This is a genomic window from Paraburkholderia unamae (genome assembly GCF_003268775.1).
GTDB classification, from domain to species: Bacteria; Pseudomonadota; Gammaproteobacteria; order Burkholderiales; family Burkholderiaceae; genus Paraburkholderia; species Paraburkholderia unamae.
Genome location: NZ_QLSU01000001.1, coordinates 221,661 through 239,608, shown reverse-complemented (window position 1 = coordinate 239,608; position 17,948 = coordinate 221,661). Strand labels below are relative to the sequence as shown.

Sequence of the window (17,948 nt, the reverse complement as noted above, 5' to 3'; positions counted from 1 at the left end):
CAGCGCGCTCTCGTGGAGCCTGCGCCTTAAACGATCGTGAGCGTCACGTCGATGTTGCCGCGCGTGGCGTTCGAGTACGGGCACACGATGTGGGCCTTGTCGACGAGCGCCTGGGCGGCCGCGCGGTCCATGCCGGGCAGCGAGATCTTCAGCTCGACTTCAATGCCGAAGCCATTCGGAATCTGGCCGATGCCCACGTTGCCGGTGATCGAGAGATCGGCGGGCAGGGCGATCTTGTCGCGCGCCGAGACGAACTTCATCGCGCCGATAAAACATGCGCTGTAACCCGCGGCGAACAGCTGCTCGGGGTTCGTGCCGTCGCCCCCTGCACCGCCCAGTTCGCGCGGCGTGGTCAGCTTGAGGTCCAGGTTGCTGGCGGGGATCACGGCGCGGCCGTCGCGGCCGCCGGTGACGTTGGCTTCTGCGCGGTAGAGGACTTTTTCGATCGACATGATGGGTTCCTTGTTGAGCAAAGACGTTGGGTTGAAGGTACGGCTCAATACGGCTTTCAATTTAGCGGTGCATGGCGACAACCATGTGCACCAGGGTCCAGCAAAAAATCAGGGCTTACGAATTTACGATCGTCAACTTTTGCAGCCTGCCTGGCGTCAGATAGATTTCCGGTCGGAGAAGCACGTTCATCATGCTCCTTTCTTCAACTATCTATCAGAAGATAGATAAAACTGCGCAATGAATGGGGCGGCGGGCCGCCCCGGCTTGCGGGCTTCGAATCGCTTCGATCCTTCAGTGAGCCACGCGCCACATGGCTTCGACGTCTTCAAGGCGCGACTTCGTATGAAACAACCGGCTGGCGAGCACGCTGCCCTGCAACGCCGCGAACAACGTGCGGCCCGCGCTCTCGGGCTTGCCCTTCACCACCAGCGTGCCTTCCTTCGCGCCCTGGGCCAGCACGGCGGCCAGCCAGCTTTCGTTGGCGCGGAAGAACGCCTGCACCGCTTCTCGCACGCTTTCGGGCAGCGACTCGATGTCGGCGGCCAGCATGCCGCACAGACAGATCTGATCGCCGTCGCCCAGCGTCTTGCCGAACAGCCGCGTGTACGTCGCCAGCTTTTCGCCTGCGGGCAGCGCTGCGTCGATCGACTGCAATCCCGCCATGACCTCGCTGCTGTACTGGTTCACCGCTTCCAGCACGAGGTCGTCTTTCGACGGGAAGTAGTAGTGAATGCTCGACGTTTTCACGCCCACCAGCTCGGACAGATCGCGATAGCTGAAACCGTTGTACCCGCGCAGCATCATGAGTGTGATGGCGTGGTCGAGAATCTGCTCCCGCACTGTCGACTTCGTTTCCATGGACTCCAATTTATCTACTGGAAGATAGATTGTCAAGCGCCTGCCCACAAAAATGCGAAAAACTTCGGGGCGGCGCGGCGGCAGGGCCGCGCCGCGAGCCGGTCAGCTCAGTCTGACCGGGTTGGGTTCAGATCCCGCGGTGACCCGCGCCGATGATGAGCCGCAAGCCGAGCGCCGCGATGGCGCCCGCCGCGATGCGGTCGATCCCGCTCTTGGCGCGCAGGTAGAGGTCGCGCGGGCGCTGGCTCGAAAAGCACAGCGCCACCACCGTGTACCAGCCCGTTTCGATCACGAACACGAGCGGCGGCAGGGCGAAGTAGCACCAGAGGGGCGGGTGCTGCGGCAGCAGCGCCACGAAAATACCGCCGTAGGCGATGGCCGTTTTCGGGTTGCTCAACTGGGTGGTGAGGCCGCTCCAGTACGACCGGCCGGGGCGCTCGCCCGCCGTTGCCGTGTGGCTCACCGTGACGGGCGAGCCCGCGCCGCGCCAGATGCGCGCAGCGATATAGAGCAGATAGGCGCCGCCGGCGATCTTCAGCGCCGCGTACAGCCATGCCACGGTGGCGAGCACGGTATAGAGCCCGGCGAGCGCGATGCCGGCAAAGCAGATCGCGCCGGTGCCCATGCCGAGCGCGGTGGCCACGCCGTCCTGGCGCGAGAGGCCAATCGAGTTGCGCGCGACCAGCACGAAACTCGGGCCGGGGCTCATGGCCCCGAGCAGAACGGCGAGGAGAATGCTGGCGACAGCGGCGAGGGGCGACATGACGGGGGCTCCGGCAGTGACGGGAACCCAGAACATTAGCACGCTGCGGCGGGTAGCGCAGCACCTGCAAGACGGGCGCGCGGATCATGCCGGCCGCCCGAACAATGCTTAGTTATCTTGATTGATTGTGCGCGTCGCGCTCGCGGTTCCAGTGGCGCAGCAGCACGCGCGTCTGGTCCGCGACACTGGCTTTCAGAAACTCGGCCTTTTCCGCATCGATGTCGTCCCATTGGAGCATCGCAAGCGTCGAGCCGCGCGCAATGAAGAACAGCAGAAACTGCCCGTACAGGCTGAACATGCGCACGACGGTGAGCTGGTCGTGCGCGGGCATGCCGGTGATGCGTTCGAGCAACTGGACGTTGATCTCGTTGAGCGGCGTGCGTACGCGCTCGCGCAGAACCTCCGAGCCGATTTCGGGCTCGCCGCCGCCCTGTTCGCGCGCGAAAAAGAGCCGCTGGTCCGGCTCGTGGCGCTTGACGAAGCTGCGATCGGCCACGGCCGACTGGATGTCGATGAACGCGTCGATCAGCGCTTCGGTGTCCCTGTTGTCCGAGAGTGCCGCGCGCGCGCGTTGCACCGCCGGCTCGAACGCCTGCCACGACTCGTCGGCGATCCACTCGGCGCACGCGCGATAAAGCCCTTCCTTGTTCTCGAAGTAGTACTGCAACGCCGGCGCGTTGACGCCCGCGCGCGCGGCGATGTCGCGCGTGGACGCGCCGTCGAAGCCGTGCTGTCCGAACAGGGCAATGGCCGCCTCGATGATCTTGCGGCGTGTCTCGTCCCCGCGTGCATAGCCGCCTTCGGACGGCCGCCGCAGTCTCTTTCCTTCGCTCATGTGTTTCCTTTCTTCGCTGTCGCGAAATATAACACTTGACACAATTTTTCCAAATGGAATAATTTTGCCGACTGGAATAAATTGAGATAACGACGACATGTCTACGACTGCTGGCGCGCCTGGGCGCGAAGTGCCGGACGCCGCCGCCGCGCCCGAGCGGCGCGGGGCGAAACGAACCCTCCTGATCCTGCTGGGCCTCGTGGCGCTTGTCGCCGCTTCGCTCTGGCTCGGGCGCTGGTGGCTCGTCGGCCGCTTCATCGAATCGACCGACGACGCCTATCTGCAAGCCGACAGCGTGACGATCGCGCCCAAGGTGAGCGGCTATGTGACGGACGTCTACGTGGCCGACAACCAGGCCGTGAAGGCGGGCGATCCGCTCGTGAAGCTCGACGCGCGCCAGTACCAGGTGGCGCTCGACCAGGCGCGCGCAACGGTGGACGCGCGCACGGCGGACATCGAGCACGCGCAGGCGCAAATCGAGCAGCAGCACGCGAACGTCGCGCAGGCCGAGGCGCAGCAGCAAGTGGCGCAAGTGAGCCTGCGCCACGCGAACGACGAGGTGGCGCGCTATACGCCGCTCGCGGCCAGCGGCGCGGAAACGACCGAGCGTCTCGCCGAACTCAAGAGCAATCGCGACAAGGCCCAGGCCACGCTCGCCGCCGACGCGGCCGCCGTGATTTCCTCGCGCTCGCAGATCGCCGCGCTCGATGCGCAGCTTTCCCAGGCGCGCGCGCAGCTCGAAGCCGCGCGGGCGAACGCCGCGCAGTCCCAGCTCGACCTCGACAACACCGTGGTGAAGAGCGCGCTCGCGGGCCGCGTGGGCGACCGCACCGTGCGCGTGGGCCAGTACGTGCAGCCGGGCACGCGCATGCTGACCGTCGTGCCGGTGCAGAGCACCTATCTCACGGCGAACTTCAAGGAAACGCAGATCGGCCGCATGCGCGCGGGCCAGCCCGTTGAACTTCATGTCGACGCGCTGCCCGGCCATACGCTGCACGGCGTGGTGGACAGCTTCTCGCCTGGCACCGGCGCGCAGTTCGCGCTGCTGCCGCCCGAGAACGCCACCGGCAACTTCACGAAGATCGTGCAGCGCGTGCCGGTGCGCATTCGCCTCGACACCGGGCCCGAGACGCGCAGCGTGCTGTTGCCGGGCATGTCGGTGACGGTCGATGTCGACACGCGTTCGGCGCGAGAGGACGACCGCCGCATCGAACAAGAGAACCACCATGGCTGAGGCGGCCGTGCCGCATCCTCATGGTGAGCGCGCGAGCGTGGCCGACTGGGTGGCCGTCGCGGCGGGCGCGCTCGGCGCGCTGATGGCGACGCTCGACATCTCGATCACGAACTCGGCGCTGCCGCAGATCCAGGGCGAAATTGGCGCGACGGGCACCGAGGGCACGTGGATCTCCACGGGCTACCTGATGTCCGAGATCGTGATGATTCCGCTTGCCGCCTGGCTCACCCGGGTGTTCGGACTGCGAAATTTCCTGCTCGTGAATTCGGCGCTTTTCATCGGCTTTTCGATGATGTGCGGCTGGTCCAGCTCGCTTGGCATGATGATCGCCGGACGTATCGGCCAGGGCTTCACGGGCGGCGCGATGATCCCCACGGGGCAGACCATCATCCGCACGCGCCTGCCGCTCTCGCAGTTGCCCGTGGGCATGACCGTGTTCGGCCTGATCGTGCTGCTCGGCCCGCTGCTCGGGCCCGTGGTCGGCGGCTGGCTCGCGGAAAACATCAGCTGGAGCTGGTGCTTCTTCATCAACCTGCCCGTTTGTCTCGCGCTCATCACGCTGCTGATCGTCGGGCTCGAACCCGACCGCCCGCACTGGGAGGCCTTCTTCAAGGCCGACTGGCTCGGCATTACCGGGCTGGCGGTGGGTCTGAGCTCGCTGACCGTCGTGCTGGAAGAAGGGCAGCGCGAACGCTGGTTCGAGTCGCACTACATCGTCATGCTCACATGGGTCTCGCTCGCGGGCATGGCGCTCATTGCGCTTTCGCAGTTCACCGCGAAGAAGCCCATCCTGCGTCTTTCGCTCATGCGCAACCCGCGCTATGCGAGCGTGATCGTCATTGTGTTCGCGGTGGGGGCGGGGCTTTACGGCATCTCTTACCTGCTGCCCCAGTTCCTGAGCCTCATTGCCGGCTACAACGCCGAGCAGGCGGGCGCGATCATGCTGCTCTCCGGGCTGCCCGCGTTTCTCATGATGCCGATCTTGCCGCGCCTGCTCGGCAAGGTGGATTTTCGCGTGCTGGTGGTGTCCGGCTTGTTGCTCTTCACGTTCAGTTGCATGCTCGACATCTCGCTCACGGCGCAGAGCGTAGGCCACGATTTCGTCTGGTCGCAGCTCGTGCGCGGCGTGGCGCAAATGCTGGCGATGATGCCGCTCAACCAGGCTTCCATGGCCGCCGTCTCGCGCGAGGATTCCGGCGACGCGGCCGGGCTCTACAACATGGCGCGCAATCTGGGCGGGTCGGTCGGGCTGGCGATCATCGGCACGCTCATCGACCGGCGCGAGTCTTTCCATACGGCGGTGCTCCGCGAATCGATCAGCGGCAATTCGCTCATTGGCCAGGAGCGCGTGGCGGCGGGGGCGGCGAACTGGTTTGCGCAAACGGGCGACATGGCGTACTCGCAGATGCGCTCGCTAGGCCAGATCGCCGCGCAGATCCAGCAACAGGCGATGGTTATCACGTTCTCCGAAACATTCTGGGTGCTCGGCATCGCTCTTGCAGCGTGCGTGCCGCTCGCGCTCCTGCTCAAGAAGCCGGAACCCGGCGCGCAGGCGCCGTCGGCCGGCCACTAAAGATTATTCCTGACACATGACGGCAACCCGTTACCTCCTATTTCCTTCCGCCACGCTGAGCGTGCTGGCGGCCGCCTGCGCGCTGGCCGCCTGCACCGTGGGCCCCGACTATCGCGGCGCCCCGGCTGTTGCGCCCGAAGCGGCGAGCGCCGCCTCGTTCGTGCGCACGCCCGCGCAGGGCGTGACGCCCACGCATGCGCCGAGCCAGTGGTGGCTCGCCTTGGACGACCCGCAACTCAATGCGCTGATCGACGCGGCGCTCGCGCACAATCCTGACTTGCGTGCCGCACAGGCGCGGCTGCGCGCATCGCGCGCACAACTGCAACAGCAGCGCGCAGCCGAATTGCCGAAGATCGGCGCGAGCGCCGCCGCGATCCGCATGCGCCAGCCCAACCTGAGCAGCTTCTCGTCGTCGAGCGGCAGCTCGGGGCAGGACCAGAGCAGCGGCGGGAGCCAGAGCACGTCGTCGGGGCGCGGGCCGATTACGTTCTACACGGCGGGCTTCGACGCTTCGTGGGAGATCGATTTGTTCGGCGGCACGCGCCGCGCGGTGGAGGCGGCCAGCGACGAAGCCGACGCCGTCGACGCCGATCTTGCGGACACCCAGGTATCGCTCGCCGCCGAGGTGGCGCAGGCCTACATCGACCTGCGCGACGAACAGCAGCGCCTCGCGATCGCGCAGCGCACGGCCGACCTGCAACAGGAGATGCTCACGCTCACCGAGCAGCGCCGCGCGGGCGGTACCGCGGCCGAGGTGGATGTGGAGCGTCTCACCACGCAGGTGGAAAACACGCGCTCCACGATCACGCCGCTCGCGGCGCAAGTGGAGATTTCGCTGGATCAGCTCGCGGTGCTCACCGGCCAGGCGCCGGGCGCGCTCGACGCGCAGCTTGCCACGGCGCAGCCGCTGCCCGCGCTGCCCGCGAGCGTGAGCGTGACCGACCCCACCACGATGCTCGCGCAACGCCCCGACATCCGCGCGGCGGAACGGCGTCTTGCTTCGAGCAACGCGCAGATCGGCGAGCATGTCGCGGATTTCCTGCCCAAGCTCACGCTGTTCGGCGATCTCGGCTTTTCCGCCGCGCAGCCGGGGCACCTGTTCCGCAAGAGCAATTTCAGCTGGGTGGGCGTCCCGTACCTTCAGTGGAATCTGTTCGACTTTGGCCGCACGCTGGGCGCGGTGCACGGGGCGCAAGCCTCGCGCGACGAAGCCGAGGCACGCTATGAAAAAGCCGTGCTCGCCGCGCTACAGGACGCGAACGCGTCGCTCTCGCGCTATGGCTACCAGCGCGAGCATCTGGTCACGTTGCAGAAAGTGCAGACGTCCGCCGAGCGTTCGGCCACGCTCATGCGCCAGCGCTATCGCGCGGGGGCGTCGAGCCTCGTCGATCTGCTCGACACGCAGCGTACGGAGTTTCTCGCGCGGCAGAACGTGGTGTCGGGCCAGGCCGATTTGCTCAAGGACTTCGTGTCGTTGCAGAAAAGCCTGGGCCTGGGCTGGCAGACTGCCACGCCCGCCACGCCAGGCCAGGCAGGCTAACCTGGCTCCGCGGGCGCATGTTCGTGCGCGGCCGGCTCGCGATAACCCAGCCGCGCCGAGATGGCCGCGCCCGCGCGCTTGAGCAGCGCGACGTAGTGCGCCTTCGTGTCGGCGCCGCAGCGCATGGTCGGAAACGAAATCGACAGCCCGGCGATCACATGTCCGAAGCGGTCGAACACCGGCACTGCCAGGCACTGCAAACCTTCTTCCTGCTCCTCGTTATCCTCGCCGAAACCCTGCTCGCGCACGTGCGGGAGAATGCTCAGCACCGCATCCGCGGAGGACAGCGTTTTTTGCGTCGATTTGCGGAATTCCACATGGGACAGCGTTTCCTGGGCGTCGGCGGGCGGCATGAAGGCGAGCAGCACCTTGCCGATCGCGGTGCTGTGCAGCGGATTGCGCCGGCCGATACGCGACTGCATGCGCAAGCCGTAGTCGCAGTCGATCTTGTGGATGTAGATGATCGCGTCCTCGTCGAACGCGCCGAGGTGGACCGCTTCGCGCGTGGCCTGCGCGATATGGCGCATTTCGAGGTCGGCCTCGCGCACGAGGTCGACGTTCTCCAGCGCCTTTGCGCCAAGCTCGAACAGCCGGATCGTCAGACGATAGCGGTCGGTCTCGACTTCCTGCGCGACATAGCCCAGCGCCTTGAGCGTTTGCAGCACGCGGTGCACGGTGGTCTTGGAGAGCGCGAGGCGCTGCGACAGCTCGCTGATGCCGACCGGCCCCTTTTCGCCGAGCGCGCCGAGGATCGCGAACACACGGCCGATTGACGAGGCCGATTCGCCTTTTTCCGTGCCGCAGTCCGTTTCGTTCATTGCGTGCTCCTGCGCGGCACGCCGCGCTTTGCCTGTCGCTTTATCTGCCGCCTTATTTGCTGCTTTACCTGCTGCTTTACCTGCCTTCACTGCCGCTTTTTCCAACGTTGCCGCCATTGTTTCCGGTCCGTATCGATATCTAACGGGAGCATACCGCGTCCGGCGCGCGCCGCGTGCGCTAGCGCGCAAGCCAGCCGCCGTCCACGGCGAGCGTGTGGCCGTGCACGTAGTCCGAGGCCGCCGACGCGAGAAACACTACGGGACCGGCGAGATCGTCGGGTGCGCCCCAGCGGCCCGCGGGAATGCGGCTGAGGATCTCGCCGTTGCGCTGTGCGTCGTCGCGCAATGCGGCCGTGTTCGCCGTCGCCATGTAACCGGGCGCGATCGCGTTGACGTTCACGCCGTGTGCGGCCCATTCGTTCGCGAGCAAGCGCGTGAGGCCGAGCACACCGCTTTTCGAGGCCGTGTACGAGGCCACGCGAATCCCGCCCTGAAACGACAGCATCGACGCGATGTTGATGATCTTGCCGCCGCCGCCCTGCGCCACGAAACGGCGCGCGGCGGCCTGGGCGAGAAAGAACACGCTTTTGAGGTTCACGTCCATGACGGCGTCCCAGTCGTCCTCGCCGAACGTGAGGGCGTCGTCGCGACGGATGATGCCCGCGTTGTTCACGAGGATGTCGAGCCGCCCGCATGCCTCGACGGCCGCGCCCAAGATGTCGTCCACCGCCGCGACCGAGGAGAGGTCGGCACGCACCTCGACGAAGCGGCGCCCGGCGGCCTCGACGCGCGCGGGCGTCTCGCCGGGATCAGCCCGGCAGACGCCGACGATGTCGCAACCGGCCTGCGCGAGCGCGAGCGCCATGCCCGCCCCCAGGCCCGTATTGCTGCCGGTGACGATCGCGACCTTGCCGCTGAGATCGAACGGATTGAACGTGCTGAATGCCATGAGCGGGCGGCCCCCTGTCGATGCGTGCCGGTGTGTGCCGGCTTGTGCCGATATGAAATGTTTCCTGGTTTCCGATACGAACCTTCGCGACCGGAATGCGCGCTCAGCGCAGCTCGCGCACGGCGAGATGGTCCATGTCGCCGAATACCTGGTTTTCGCCGACCATGCCCCAGATGAACGTATAGGCGCGCGTGCCGACACCCGAATGGATCGACCAGCTCGGCGAGATCACGGCCTGCTCGTTATGCACGAGAATGTGCCGCGTTTCATGCGGCTCGCCCATCATGTGGAAGACCGCGGCGTCTTCGGCCACGTTGAAGTAGAAGTACACCTCCATGCGCCGTTCGTGCGTGTGGCACGGCATGGTGTTCCAGAGGCTGCCGGGTTCCAGCTTCGTCATACCCATCGAAAGCTGGCAGGTGGGCAGGACCTCGGGCACGATGAACTTGTGGATCGTGCGGCGATTGCTGGTGGCGGCGTCGCCGAGCGTTTGTGGCGATGCTTCGGAGAGCGAAATGGTGCGCGTGGGATACGTGGTGTGCGCGGGCGCGCAGTTGAGATAGAACCTGGCGGGGCGCGCCGCGTCGTCGCTGCCGAACGCTACGGCCTGCGCGCCTTTGCCGATATAGATCGCCTCCTCGTTGCGCACCGTATGGCGCACGCCGTCCACGTCCACCCAGCCGTCGCCGCCGATATTGATCGCGCCCAGTTCGCGCCGCTCTAGCAGATAGCCCACGCCGATCGACTTGCCGAGCGCGGCGGGCACTTCGACCGTGCGCGTGGCCGGGAACGCGCCGCCCACGATGATGCGATCCACGTGACTGTAAGTGAGCGTGAGCGCGTCGGGTTCGAACACCTGCTCGATCAGGAATTCGCGGCGCAGGCCCGCAGTGTCGAGTGACTTCGCGTATTCGCTGTTGACGCTTTGTCTGACTTCCATGCATGTCTCCGTCGGATGGGCGGCGCACCGTTTCTCGTGGACTATAGTGCAGATTGTCGTTTTCGGAACATCGGTCCGGAAATGTTGCGCCGCCCAAGTCAGCTTGGCAAGGGATCTGCCCACATAGTGGATCGCTCGCGGGTAAACGTTGACGATTTCGCACTTAAAAATCGGAACGACGTTCCTTTCACGCTGCTATTCTGTTCCGAAAAGGGAGACCCGAGAAAAAGCCGGACGCACCAGCGTGCCGATCCGGCCACCGGATGCGTAGTCCAAGGAGGAGGCATGAAGCTGAAGAAGGCGATAGACCGCATACCAGGCGGCCTGATGCTGGTGCCGCTGCTGCTGGGCGCGTGCGTTCATACGTTCGCGCCGGGCGCCGGCAAGTACTTTGGTTCGTTCACCAATGGATTGATCGCCGGCACCGTGCCGATTCTCGCGGTGTGGTTCTTCTGCATGGGCGCGACCATCGACCTGCGCGCGACCGGCACGGTGCTGCGCAAGTCCGGCACGCTGCTCGTCACGAAGATGATCGTGGCGTGGATCGCCACCCTGATCGCCGCGCGTTTCATTCCCGTGGACGGCATCAAGACCGGCCTCTTCGCCGGGCTCTCGGTGCTCGCCATCACGACCTCGATGGACATGACCAACGGCGGTCTCTACGCAGCCGTGATGCAGCAGTACGGCACGAAAGAAGAGGCGGGCGCGTTTGTGCTGATGTCAGTCGAATCGGGGCCGCTTGTCAGCATGATCATTCTCGGTGCGACGGGCGTGGCCTTCTTCGAGCCGCGACTGTTCGTCGGCGCGGTGCTGCCGTTTCTCGTGGGGTTTGTGCTGGGCAATCTCGACCACGATCTGCGCGAGTTGTTCGGGCGCTGCGTGCACCCGCTGATTCCGTTTTTCGGCTTCGCGCTTGGCAACGGCATCGACCTCAATGTGATCGTGGCGAGCGGCTTCTCGGGCGTGGTGCTCGGGCTCGGCGTGATCGTCGTCACCGGCATTCCGCTGATTCTCGCGGACCGCTGGATCGCGGGCGGCAATGGCGCGGCGGGGCTCGCGGCGTCGTCCACGGCGGGCGCCGCGGTTGCGAATCCGGCCATCATCGGCGAGATGATTCCGAGCTTCAAGCCGCTCGTGCCCGCAGCGACGGCCATGGTCGCCACCGCCTGCCTCGTGACCGCGATTCTCGTGCCGATTCTCACGGCGCTGTGGGTGCGCAGGAGAAGCGCGCGCGATGCGCTGCTCCAGGAACTCATGGAGCCGCCCGTGCCGCCCGTTGCGGGGCGCGACGCTCACGTCTGAGTCACGTCTGAGTCACGCTTGATTCTTGAAGGGGCCGACCGCGCACGCTGTGCGCAGTCGGCCCGCTTTAACTTCGTTTCAACCGCGCGCCTCGCCGCGCGCCATGCTGGCGAGCACACCGTCACGCCGGATGAGCGCGTGAAAGAGCGCGGCCGCCAGGTGCAGCAGCACGGTCGCATAAAGCGCCATGGCGAGCCACGTGTGCGCGGCGCGCAGCCACGCATAGAGCGCGACGTCGCGCGGCACGATGGGCGGCAGATGCACGCCGCCGAACATCACGACAGGATAGCCGCCGGCGGACAGCATCGACCAGCCGATCAACGGCATCGCGATCATCAATGCATAGAGCGCGAGGTGCGAGGCATGCGCACCGAGGCGTTGCCACACGGGCAGATCGGCGGGCAAGGGCGGCGCGCCGCGCGTGAGCCGCACGACCAGGCGCACGATCACGAGCGAGAGCAACGCGATGCCCAGCGGCCGGTGCAGCGCGATCAGGCTTTCGTGGAGCCGCGAAACCGTCGATACCATTCCCACGCCCACGAACAGCATCGTGACGATCAGGACTGCCATCGACCAGTGCAGGAGGCGCTGGAGCGCGCTGAAGTGTTGACCTTGTTGCTTCATGGCTGGGCGCCTCCATGCGTTTGCGCGAGTCCCGGCTGAGCGGCTTCTTCGCGCGTGCGTCGATTGAACGATACGGAATAGGCTGCGGAACGTGCGGCGAGCAACGGATCGTCGGAAGGCTTGAGGCCTTCGGGCAAGATCGTCGGGTCGTAGTTCACGTCGCGGCACATGCCGTTGCTTTGCGGTTCGGCGTGGTGCAGCACGAGCGTGCCCGCGTCGATCTGCTGGCGCTCGGCCGGCCATTGCTGGGTGGCGTCGTTCGTGGGGTCGCCGGGCGCGGCGACCGTGAGCACGAGACGCCAGCGCAACGGGCCCGCCGCGAGGCGTGCATTGAGGTCGTCGGCGAGAAAGTTCGGGTCGGCTTTTTGCCCTGCCGTTTGCGGCGCATAGGCGACCTCCGGCACGGTCTGCCAGCGCACGGCGCGGGTCTGCCCGGCGGCATCGGTCGCAAGGAATGCGTTGATGCTGTAGAACCCCGTGTTCGCGAGGCTGGAGGCGGGCGGGTGCGCCTTGACCCAGTTGCGAAACGGCAGTGTTTCCGGGTTCGCCTGGAAGAAGGCGTCGAGCTTCGCGGGGTCGGGCTTGCCCGTGGCCGGGTTGGGCTTCGAGGCGAGGAGCTGGTTATAGAACTGCTTCGGGGTGCGAACGACAAAGATCGGCGCGGAATTCATACCCGTGCGCCATTGCTCGCCGTCCTGCAACTGGAATAGCAGCGCCATGCTGCGGACGGGCGTGCTCGCGTCGGGCGCGGCGGGGTTGCTGCCGGGAATCGCGAAGCGTCCGATCACGGGCGTGCGTCCCGGCGCGAACACGGCAGCGCGCGAAACGCTCGCGCCGTTGCCGTTGCTCTCGAACCAGCCCTCCACGCACAGGCCTTTGGCGTGATTGCGGCGGTAGCCCGCGTGCACGCCGTAGTTCGACTCGAACGTATTGATGATATGGGGCGCGCTCAGGCGCTTCGGCGTGAGCCAGCCGGCGGTCCAGGCGAACGCGGCGCCCGCGCAGCCCACCACGGCCGCAATGGCCGCGAGCCGGCATGGCACGCAGAGGGCGGCGCGGCTCATGGTCGTGCTCCCGCCGGGGGCGGCGCGCGGTGCGACGCAGGAGCCAGTCTCGGCGCAAGATGTGCAAGGGTACGCATGATCGATCCAGTCGATGGCCCGAGGGCCGTTACTGGCGTCAACAGCGCTTCAGTGCGTTCTATTCCATGCGCGTTGCGCGAGTGCGTGAAATCGTCTGGGTTTACAGTGCTGAAAGCCTTGAATACGATGAATGCACGTCCGCTTGCGCAATGGAGGGAGCGATGCTCACTGGCGGCTGTTTATGCGGAAAAGTCCGCTACCGGATTTCGGCTGCGCCGATCGGCAGCACGGTGTGTCATTGCGTGGATTGCCGGCGCGCGTCCGGGGCGCCGTTCGTCGGCTGGATCAGCGTGCCGTGGCATGCGTTCCAGATCGTTGCGGGTGCAACGAAGACGCATGCGTCGAGTCCCGGTGTGGAGCGGGCCTTCTGCCCCGCGTGCGGCACGCCGCTCACGTACCGGCATGCGGCGTTCGCGGGCGAGATCGACGTGGCCACGGGCACGCTCGATCGTCCCGACGACGCACCGCCCGAGCATCACACCTGGACTTCGCAAAAGCTCGCCTGGGTGCAACTCGCGGACGGCTTGCCGCACTATCCGCGCGCGCTTCCCGAGCCGTGAGCCGGGGAAACGCGCGCGTTTTCAACGTGAAGCGATCAACGATGCTCGGAAACGAACTTCGTGACGAGATACGCTTCCATCGCTTCGCTGCCGCCTTCCGAGCCATAGCCCGAATCCTTCACGCCGCCAAACGGCGTTTCCGGCAGGGCCAGGCCGTGATGGTTGATCGACAGCATGCCGGTTTCCACGTCGTCGGAGAGTGCGGCCGAGGTCGCGCTCGAACTCGTGTACGCATAAGCGGCGAGGCCGTAGGGCAGGCGGTTCGCTTCGACGATCGCGTCCTTGTAGCTGGAGAAACGCGAGATCGGCGCGAGCGGGCCGAACGGCTCTTCGTTCATGATGCGCGCGGAGAGCGGCACGTCGGTCAGCACGGTCGGCGCGAAGAAGTAGCCTTCGCGGCCCACGCGCTCGCCACCCGTGAGCACCTTCGCGCCTTGTTCGCGCGCGTCGGCCACGAGGCGTTCCATTGCCGCGAGGCGGCGGTCGTTGGCGAGCGGGCCCATTTGCACGCCGTCTTCCAGACCGTTGCCCACCTTGATCGCGCGCGTGGTCGCGACGAAATGCTTGACGAACTCGTCGTATGCGGCGTCTTCCACCATGAAGCGCGTGGGCGAGATGCACACCTGGCCCGCGTTGCGGAACTTGGCGCTTGCGAGCAGCTTGGCGGCGCGCGGCACATCGGCGTCGGCGAACACGATGGCCGGGGCGTGGCCGCCCAGTTCCATCGTGGCGCGCTTCATGTGCTCGCCGGCCTTCGAGGCGAGCAGCTTGCCCACCGGCGTCGAGCCCGTGAACGAGATCTTGCGGATAGCGGGGTGCGCGATCAGGTACGACGAGACTTCGGCCGGCACGCCGAACACGAGGTTCAGCACGCCCGCGGGCAGGCCCGCGTCGACGAACACCTTCACGAGTTCGGCGCAGCTTGCCGGCGTTTCTTCCGGTCCCTTGAGCACGACGGTACAGCCCGAGGCAAGCGCGGCCGACACCTTGCGCACAGCCTGGTTGAGCGGGAAGTTCCACGGCGTGAATGCGGCGACGGGGCCCACCGGCTCGCGCGTAACGATCTGGCGAACGGCGTCCGAGCGCGACGGAATCACGCGGCCATAGGTGCGGCGGCCTTCTTCGGCGAACCAGTCGATCGTGTCGCCGCCCGCGAGCGTTTCGAGCTTCGCTTCGCCAAACGGCTTGCCCTGTTCGCGCGTCATGATCGCGGCGATGTCGTCCGCGCGATCGCGCAGCAGTTGCGCCGCGCGGCGCATGAGCTTGCTGCGTTCGAGCGGCGAGACCTTGCGCCATTCGCGGAAGGCGCGCTCGGCAGCGGTGGCCGCATCGGAAAGGTCCTGCTCGCTCGCGAGGCTCAGGCGGCCGATTTCCGCTTCGGTCGCGGGGTCGATCACGGCAATCGTCTTCGCGCCGGCGCGCCATGCGCCGTCGATGTAGATCTGGGTGTCGGGGTAGGGCTTCACGCTGGAACTCATGATGGGACGATCCTTTTCAACGGTTCAACGACAGGCTCTCGCCGCGCGCACGGCAACGCGTACAGGCCAGAGCCGGAAAATGCGGAGCGCCCATTGTGCCACCGGATCGCAGATGATGCAGGAGGGGCAAACGGAAAGGGCCGATGTCCGCAGACATTGGCCCTTTTTAACCCACACTATGAGAACCGGCGCATCGGTCGGCTAAAAAACGCTCAGAATTCGAGCGTTGCGTTGGCAACGAAGGTGCGCGTGGCCGAGGGCATCACGTAATAGCCCCATGCCGCCGTCCAGTAGCGCCGGTTGAACAGATTGTTCACGCCCGCGCGCAGTGTGACGTCCTTGCCGGCCACCTGGGTTTCGTATTTCGCGCTCAGGTCCCAGGTCGTATAGGCGGAGACGAACTGGGTGTTCGCGGCATCCACGGCCATATTGCCCACATATTTGCCGCCGAAGGCCACGGTCAGCGCGCGCAGGTACGACGGGTTGTACTCCACGCGGCCCGTGAGCGTGAAGCGCGGCGTGGCGTACACGCGCTTGCCTTCCACGCTCGGGTCGTCCACGTCCACCGCCTTCGCGTCCAGCCACATCACGCCGCCCATCACGCGCCAGTCCTGGGCGAGTTGCAGCCAGCCGCTTGCGTCCACGCCTTCGTAGCGCTTCGTGCCGCTCTGCACGAAGACATTGGCCGAGTTGGTGTACTCGTAGCCCTGGTCGACACGGAACAGCGCGAGGTTGGCGCCCCAGCCGCGATGGTCGGCCTTGAAGCCCACTTCATACTGCTTGCTCTTGAGCGGACCGAAGGTCTGCGGATAGTTGACGTTCAGGTTGCTCGCCGCGCCGCCTTGCTGGAGGCCTTCCACATAGCTCGCGTAGAGCGTGGAGTCCGGGTCGAGCTTGAACATGAGCGCGGCGGTGGGCGTGACCGGGTTCGCGCTATAGCTCGATGCCTGCGACTGATCGGGGTTGTAGGTCGTGTCGCGGAACTGCGTGTAGCGCAGGCCGAGCAGCGCAGAGAGCCGCGAGGTGAACTGCACGGTGTCGCTCGCGTAGAGCGCGGTTTGCGTGGTGACCTCGTGGCGGTACAGGTTCTCGCCGATATGCACGGCGTCGTTCGTGAGCAACGTGCTGCCGTAGATGTTGCCGATGCCGAGCGGATAGCCCTCGTTCCAGCCTTCACTGTTGTCGTATTCGTTCTGCTGCGACTGGTAGCTCGCGCCGAATACGACATCATGCTTGAACGGGCCCGTATTGAATTTGCCCTGCACGTTGGCGTCCACGTTCTGATAGAAGTAGCGCGTGAGCGCCGCATAGAGCGTGTTGGAGTAGTCGCCTTGCGTGTTGAAGACGTAGAGCAGGCTGTCCGAGTTGTAGCGGTTTTCCTTGGCGAATCGATACTTCACGTTCGCGTGCCAGTTCTCCGAGATGCGGTAGTCGAGCCCGGTGCCGAACGAGGCGATCTCGGTTTCGTACCAGTTTTGCGGCTGCGTGAGCTGATGCGTGACCTTGCTCGCATCGGGAATGCCGAGCGGATTGCCGTTCTCGTCCGAGCCGAAGTAGAGGCCGAACAGCGTGCCGTTGGTCTTGCGCTTCTGGTAGAACGCGTCGACGGTCCACGTGAGGTCCGGCGTGATGCGGTAGTCGAGCGCGATCGAGGCCACCTGGCGGCGCACGTGGCCGTTCGCCTCGGCGGTGTTGCCGTCTTCGTTGACGAGATTGAGGCGATAGCCGAATTGCTTGTCGGGACCGAAGCGCCCGCCCAGGTCGATCTTCTGGCTGAACACCCCCGCCGACTGATAGCCGATCGAGAAGCTGCGGTACGGGTCGTCGGTCGGGCGCTTGAGCACATAGTTGACGATGCCGCCCGGGTTGCTGAAGCCGTACATGAAGCCCGAAAGCCCCTTGAGCATCTCCACCTGCTCGAACTGTTCGAGCGAAAGCTCGGTGTCCCACGAGGGGAAGTTCTGGCCGTCCACCTTCACGCCGTTGAGCATGTCGACCGGCAGGCCGCGAATGCTGAAGGCCGAGTTCTCGCCGGTCATGTTGTTGCCGACATCGGTCACGGCCGGGTCGTACTTGAACAGGTCGTTGGCCGTGGAGGCGAGGCGGTCCTTGCCTTCTTCCGTCGTCACCACGTTGGTCGAGAACGGCGTGTCCACCTGCCTGCGGTTGCCGAGCGCGCCCGCGCTCACGCGATCGGGCGAGGCGGCCTGGCTGTCGCGCGCGGCGTTGACCTTGACGGTCGGCAGCGCCTGGGTGTTTTCGGTTGCGGTGCCGGTTTGTGCTTTGGTCTGTGCGTCGGCTTGCGCCAGTTGCGCATTGTCCTGCGCCCAGCCCGATGCGGAAAGCGTGGTGAGCGTGACGCCCACGCTCACGAGCAGCGCGGCGCTGAGCTGCGCGCGGCGCGCCGGAGGGCGCGCAAGCGCCGAGCGTGAGCGGGAAGGAACGGTGTCGAGGCGGGAGCGGCGGGCGGCGGCAGGAATGTGCATGTTCTTGTGATGAATTAAGCGCGAGATATCCGGCGAAAGGCGCTTCCGATGCGCAACAGGATCGAAGCGGATCGAAGGAGATCGAAGCTGCATCGAAAGTGCCTTGAAAGCGCGGCAAATGTTAATGCAAATGATTCGCATCCACAATCGAAAGCGTCAAGCTGCCGGTAAGGTTGCAAATTCGCCGCAGCGGGTGGGTCGGAGCTTGCGCAAGAGGCACATTTATGCGTCTTGACTGCCGCGGTGCCGGCCAGCCGCCGGGCGGCCGGGCATCCGATGCGAATTTGCCCCGCATTTGCCCCGCATTTGCCCCTCATTTGCCCCTCATTTGCGCATTCAGCCGCGCAAAAAAAACGGCGCCCGAAGGCGCCGCGAGAAGGGAAAGCGAACAGG

Annotated in this window: 16 protein-coding genes; 5 read left to right on the top strand and 11 right to left on the bottom strand. The window is 65.7% G+C overall.

Going from position 1 to position 17,948, the window contains the following annotated elements; all coding sequences use genetic code 11:
- Positions 1 to 26: 26 nt before the first annotated feature.
- From C7401_RS00995 to C7401_RS00980, 4 genes are all read right to left on the bottom strand, one after another.
- Entirely contained in the window at positions 27 to 452 is a 426-nt protein-coding gene (locus tag C7401_RS00995; RefSeq protein WP_112169381.1) for an organic hydroperoxide resistance protein, read from the bottom strand.
- A 292-nt stretch (positions 453 to 744) separates the two neighbouring features.
- Entirely contained in the window at positions 745 to 1,311 is a 567-nt protein-coding gene (locus C7401_RS00990; protein ID WP_112169379.1) for a TetR/AcrR family transcriptional regulator, read from the bottom strand.
- A 127-nt stretch (positions 1,312 to 1,438) separates the two neighbouring features.
- On the bottom strand, positions 1,439 to 2,074 hold the full coding sequence (locus C7401_RS00985) for a LysE family translocator (RefSeq protein WP_112169377.1): 636 nt from the start codon (positions 2,072 to 2,074) through the stop codon (positions 1,439 to 1,441).
- Between the two features lie 112 nt (positions 2,075 to 2,186).
- Complete coding sequence (locus C7401_RS00980) at positions 2,187 to 2,909, bottom strand: CerR family C-terminal domain-containing protein (RefSeq protein ID WP_112169375.1); 723 nt, start codon at positions 2,907 to 2,909, stop codon at positions 2,187 to 2,189.
- 97 nt (positions 2,910 to 3,006) lie between these two features.
- Between C7401_RS00980 and C7401_RS00975 the strand changes: the two genes are divergently transcribed.
- Genes C7401_RS00975 through C7401_RS00965 form a run of 3 tightly spaced genes read left to right on the top strand, consistent with a single transcriptional unit; the run spans position 3,007 to position 7,256 of the window.
- Positions 3,007 to 4,143 carry an HlyD family secretion protein gene (locus tag C7401_RS00975; RefSeq protein WP_112169373.1) on the top strand — a complete coding sequence of 379 codons (1,137 nt, stop codon included), beginning with the start codon at positions 3,007 to 3,009 and terminating at the stop codon, positions 4,141 to 4,143.
- Positions 4,136 to 5,716 (top strand): MDR family MFS transporter, encoded by a 1,581-nt coding sequence (locus C7401_RS00970; protein ID WP_112169371.1) that lies wholly within the window; start codon positions 4,136 to 4,138, stop codon positions 5,714 to 5,716. Before C7401_RS00975 ends, C7401_RS00970 begins: the two co-directional genes overlap by 8 nt.
- A 16-nt stretch (positions 5,717 to 5,732) precedes the next feature.
- A complete protein-coding gene (locus C7401_RS00965) occupies positions 5,733 to 7,256 on the top strand; it encodes an efflux transporter outer membrane subunit (RefSeq protein WP_112169369.1) in 1,524 nt (507 codons plus the stop codon).
- Here the strand turns inward: C7401_RS00965 and kdgR are convergent.
- The 3 genes from kdgR to kduI form a co-directional block, all read right to left on the bottom strand.
- Positions 7,253 to 8,074 carry a DNA-binding transcriptional regulator KdgR gene (gene kdgR, locus C7401_RS00960; RefSeq protein WP_112169367.1) on the bottom strand — a complete coding sequence of 274 codons (822 nt, stop codon included), beginning with the start codon at positions 8,072 to 8,074 and terminating at the stop codon, positions 7,253 to 7,255. The genes C7401_RS00965 and kdgR overlap by 4 nt on opposite strands.
- Positions 8,075 to 8,252: 178 nt before the next feature.
- A complete protein-coding gene (kduD, locus tag C7401_RS00955) occupies positions 8,253 to 9,023 on the bottom strand; it encodes a 2-dehydro-3-deoxy-D-gluconate 5-dehydrogenase KduD (protein ID WP_112169365.1) in 771 nt (256 codons plus the stop codon).
- A 103-nt stretch (positions 9,024 to 9,126) separates the two neighbouring features.
- The gene (gene kduI / locus C7401_RS00950) at positions 9,127 to 9,963 is read right to left on the bottom strand and encodes a 5-dehydro-4-deoxy-D-glucuronate isomerase (RefSeq protein WP_112169363.1); all 837 of its coding nucleotides are present in this window, start codon (positions 9,961 to 9,963) and stop codon (positions 9,127 to 9,129) included.
- A gap of 285 nt (positions 9,964 to 10,248) precedes the next feature.
- On the opposite strand from kduI, the gene kdgT reads away from it, so the two are divergent.
- Complete coding sequence (kdgT, locus tag C7401_RS00945; RefSeq protein WP_112169361.1) at positions 10,249 to 11,265, top strand: 2-keto-3-deoxygluconate transporter; 1,017 nt, start codon at positions 10,249 to 10,251, stop codon at positions 11,263 to 11,265.
- Positions 11,266 to 11,343: 78 nt separating this feature from the next.
- Here kdgT and C7401_RS00940 read toward each other — a convergent pair whose 3' ends face one another.
- Positions 11,344 to 11,889: a cytochrome b gene (locus C7401_RS00940; RefSeq protein WP_112169359.1), complete on the bottom strand. Its 546-nt coding sequence runs from the start codon at positions 11,887 to 11,889 to the stop codon at positions 11,344 to 11,346.
- Positions 11,886 to 12,953, bottom strand: coding sequence for a catalase family peroxidase (locus C7401_RS00935; protein ID WP_112169357.1), 1,068 nt, complete (start codon positions 12,951 to 12,953; stop codon positions 11,886 to 11,888). Before C7401_RS00935 ends, C7401_RS00940 begins: the two co-directional genes overlap by 4 nt.
- A 239-nt stretch (positions 12,954 to 13,192) precedes the next feature.
- On the opposite strand from C7401_RS00935, the gene C7401_RS00930 reads away from it, so the two are divergent.
- The gene (locus C7401_RS00930) at positions 13,193 to 13,591 is read left to right on the top strand and encodes a GFA family protein (RefSeq protein WP_112169355.1); all 399 of its coding nucleotides are present in this window, start codon (positions 13,193 to 13,195) and stop codon (positions 13,589 to 13,591) included.
- 35 nt (positions 13,592 to 13,626) lie between these two features.
- Here C7401_RS00930 and C7401_RS00925 read toward each other — a convergent pair whose 3' ends face one another.
- Together C7401_RS00925 and C7401_RS00920 are read right to left on the bottom strand one after the other, a co-directional pair.
- On the bottom strand, positions 13,627 to 15,069 hold the full coding sequence (locus C7401_RS00925) for an NAD-dependent succinate-semialdehyde dehydrogenase (protein ID WP_112169353.1): 1,443 nt from the start codon (positions 15,067 to 15,069) through the stop codon (positions 13,627 to 13,629).
- Positions 15,070 to 15,281: 212 nt separating this feature from the next.
- Positions 15,282 to 17,555: a TonB-dependent siderophore receptor gene (locus C7401_RS00920; protein ID WP_112169776.1), complete on the bottom strand. Its 2,274-nt coding sequence runs from the start codon at positions 17,553 to 17,555 to the stop codon at positions 15,282 to 15,284.
- Positions 17,556 to 17,948 lie beyond the last annotated feature (393 nt).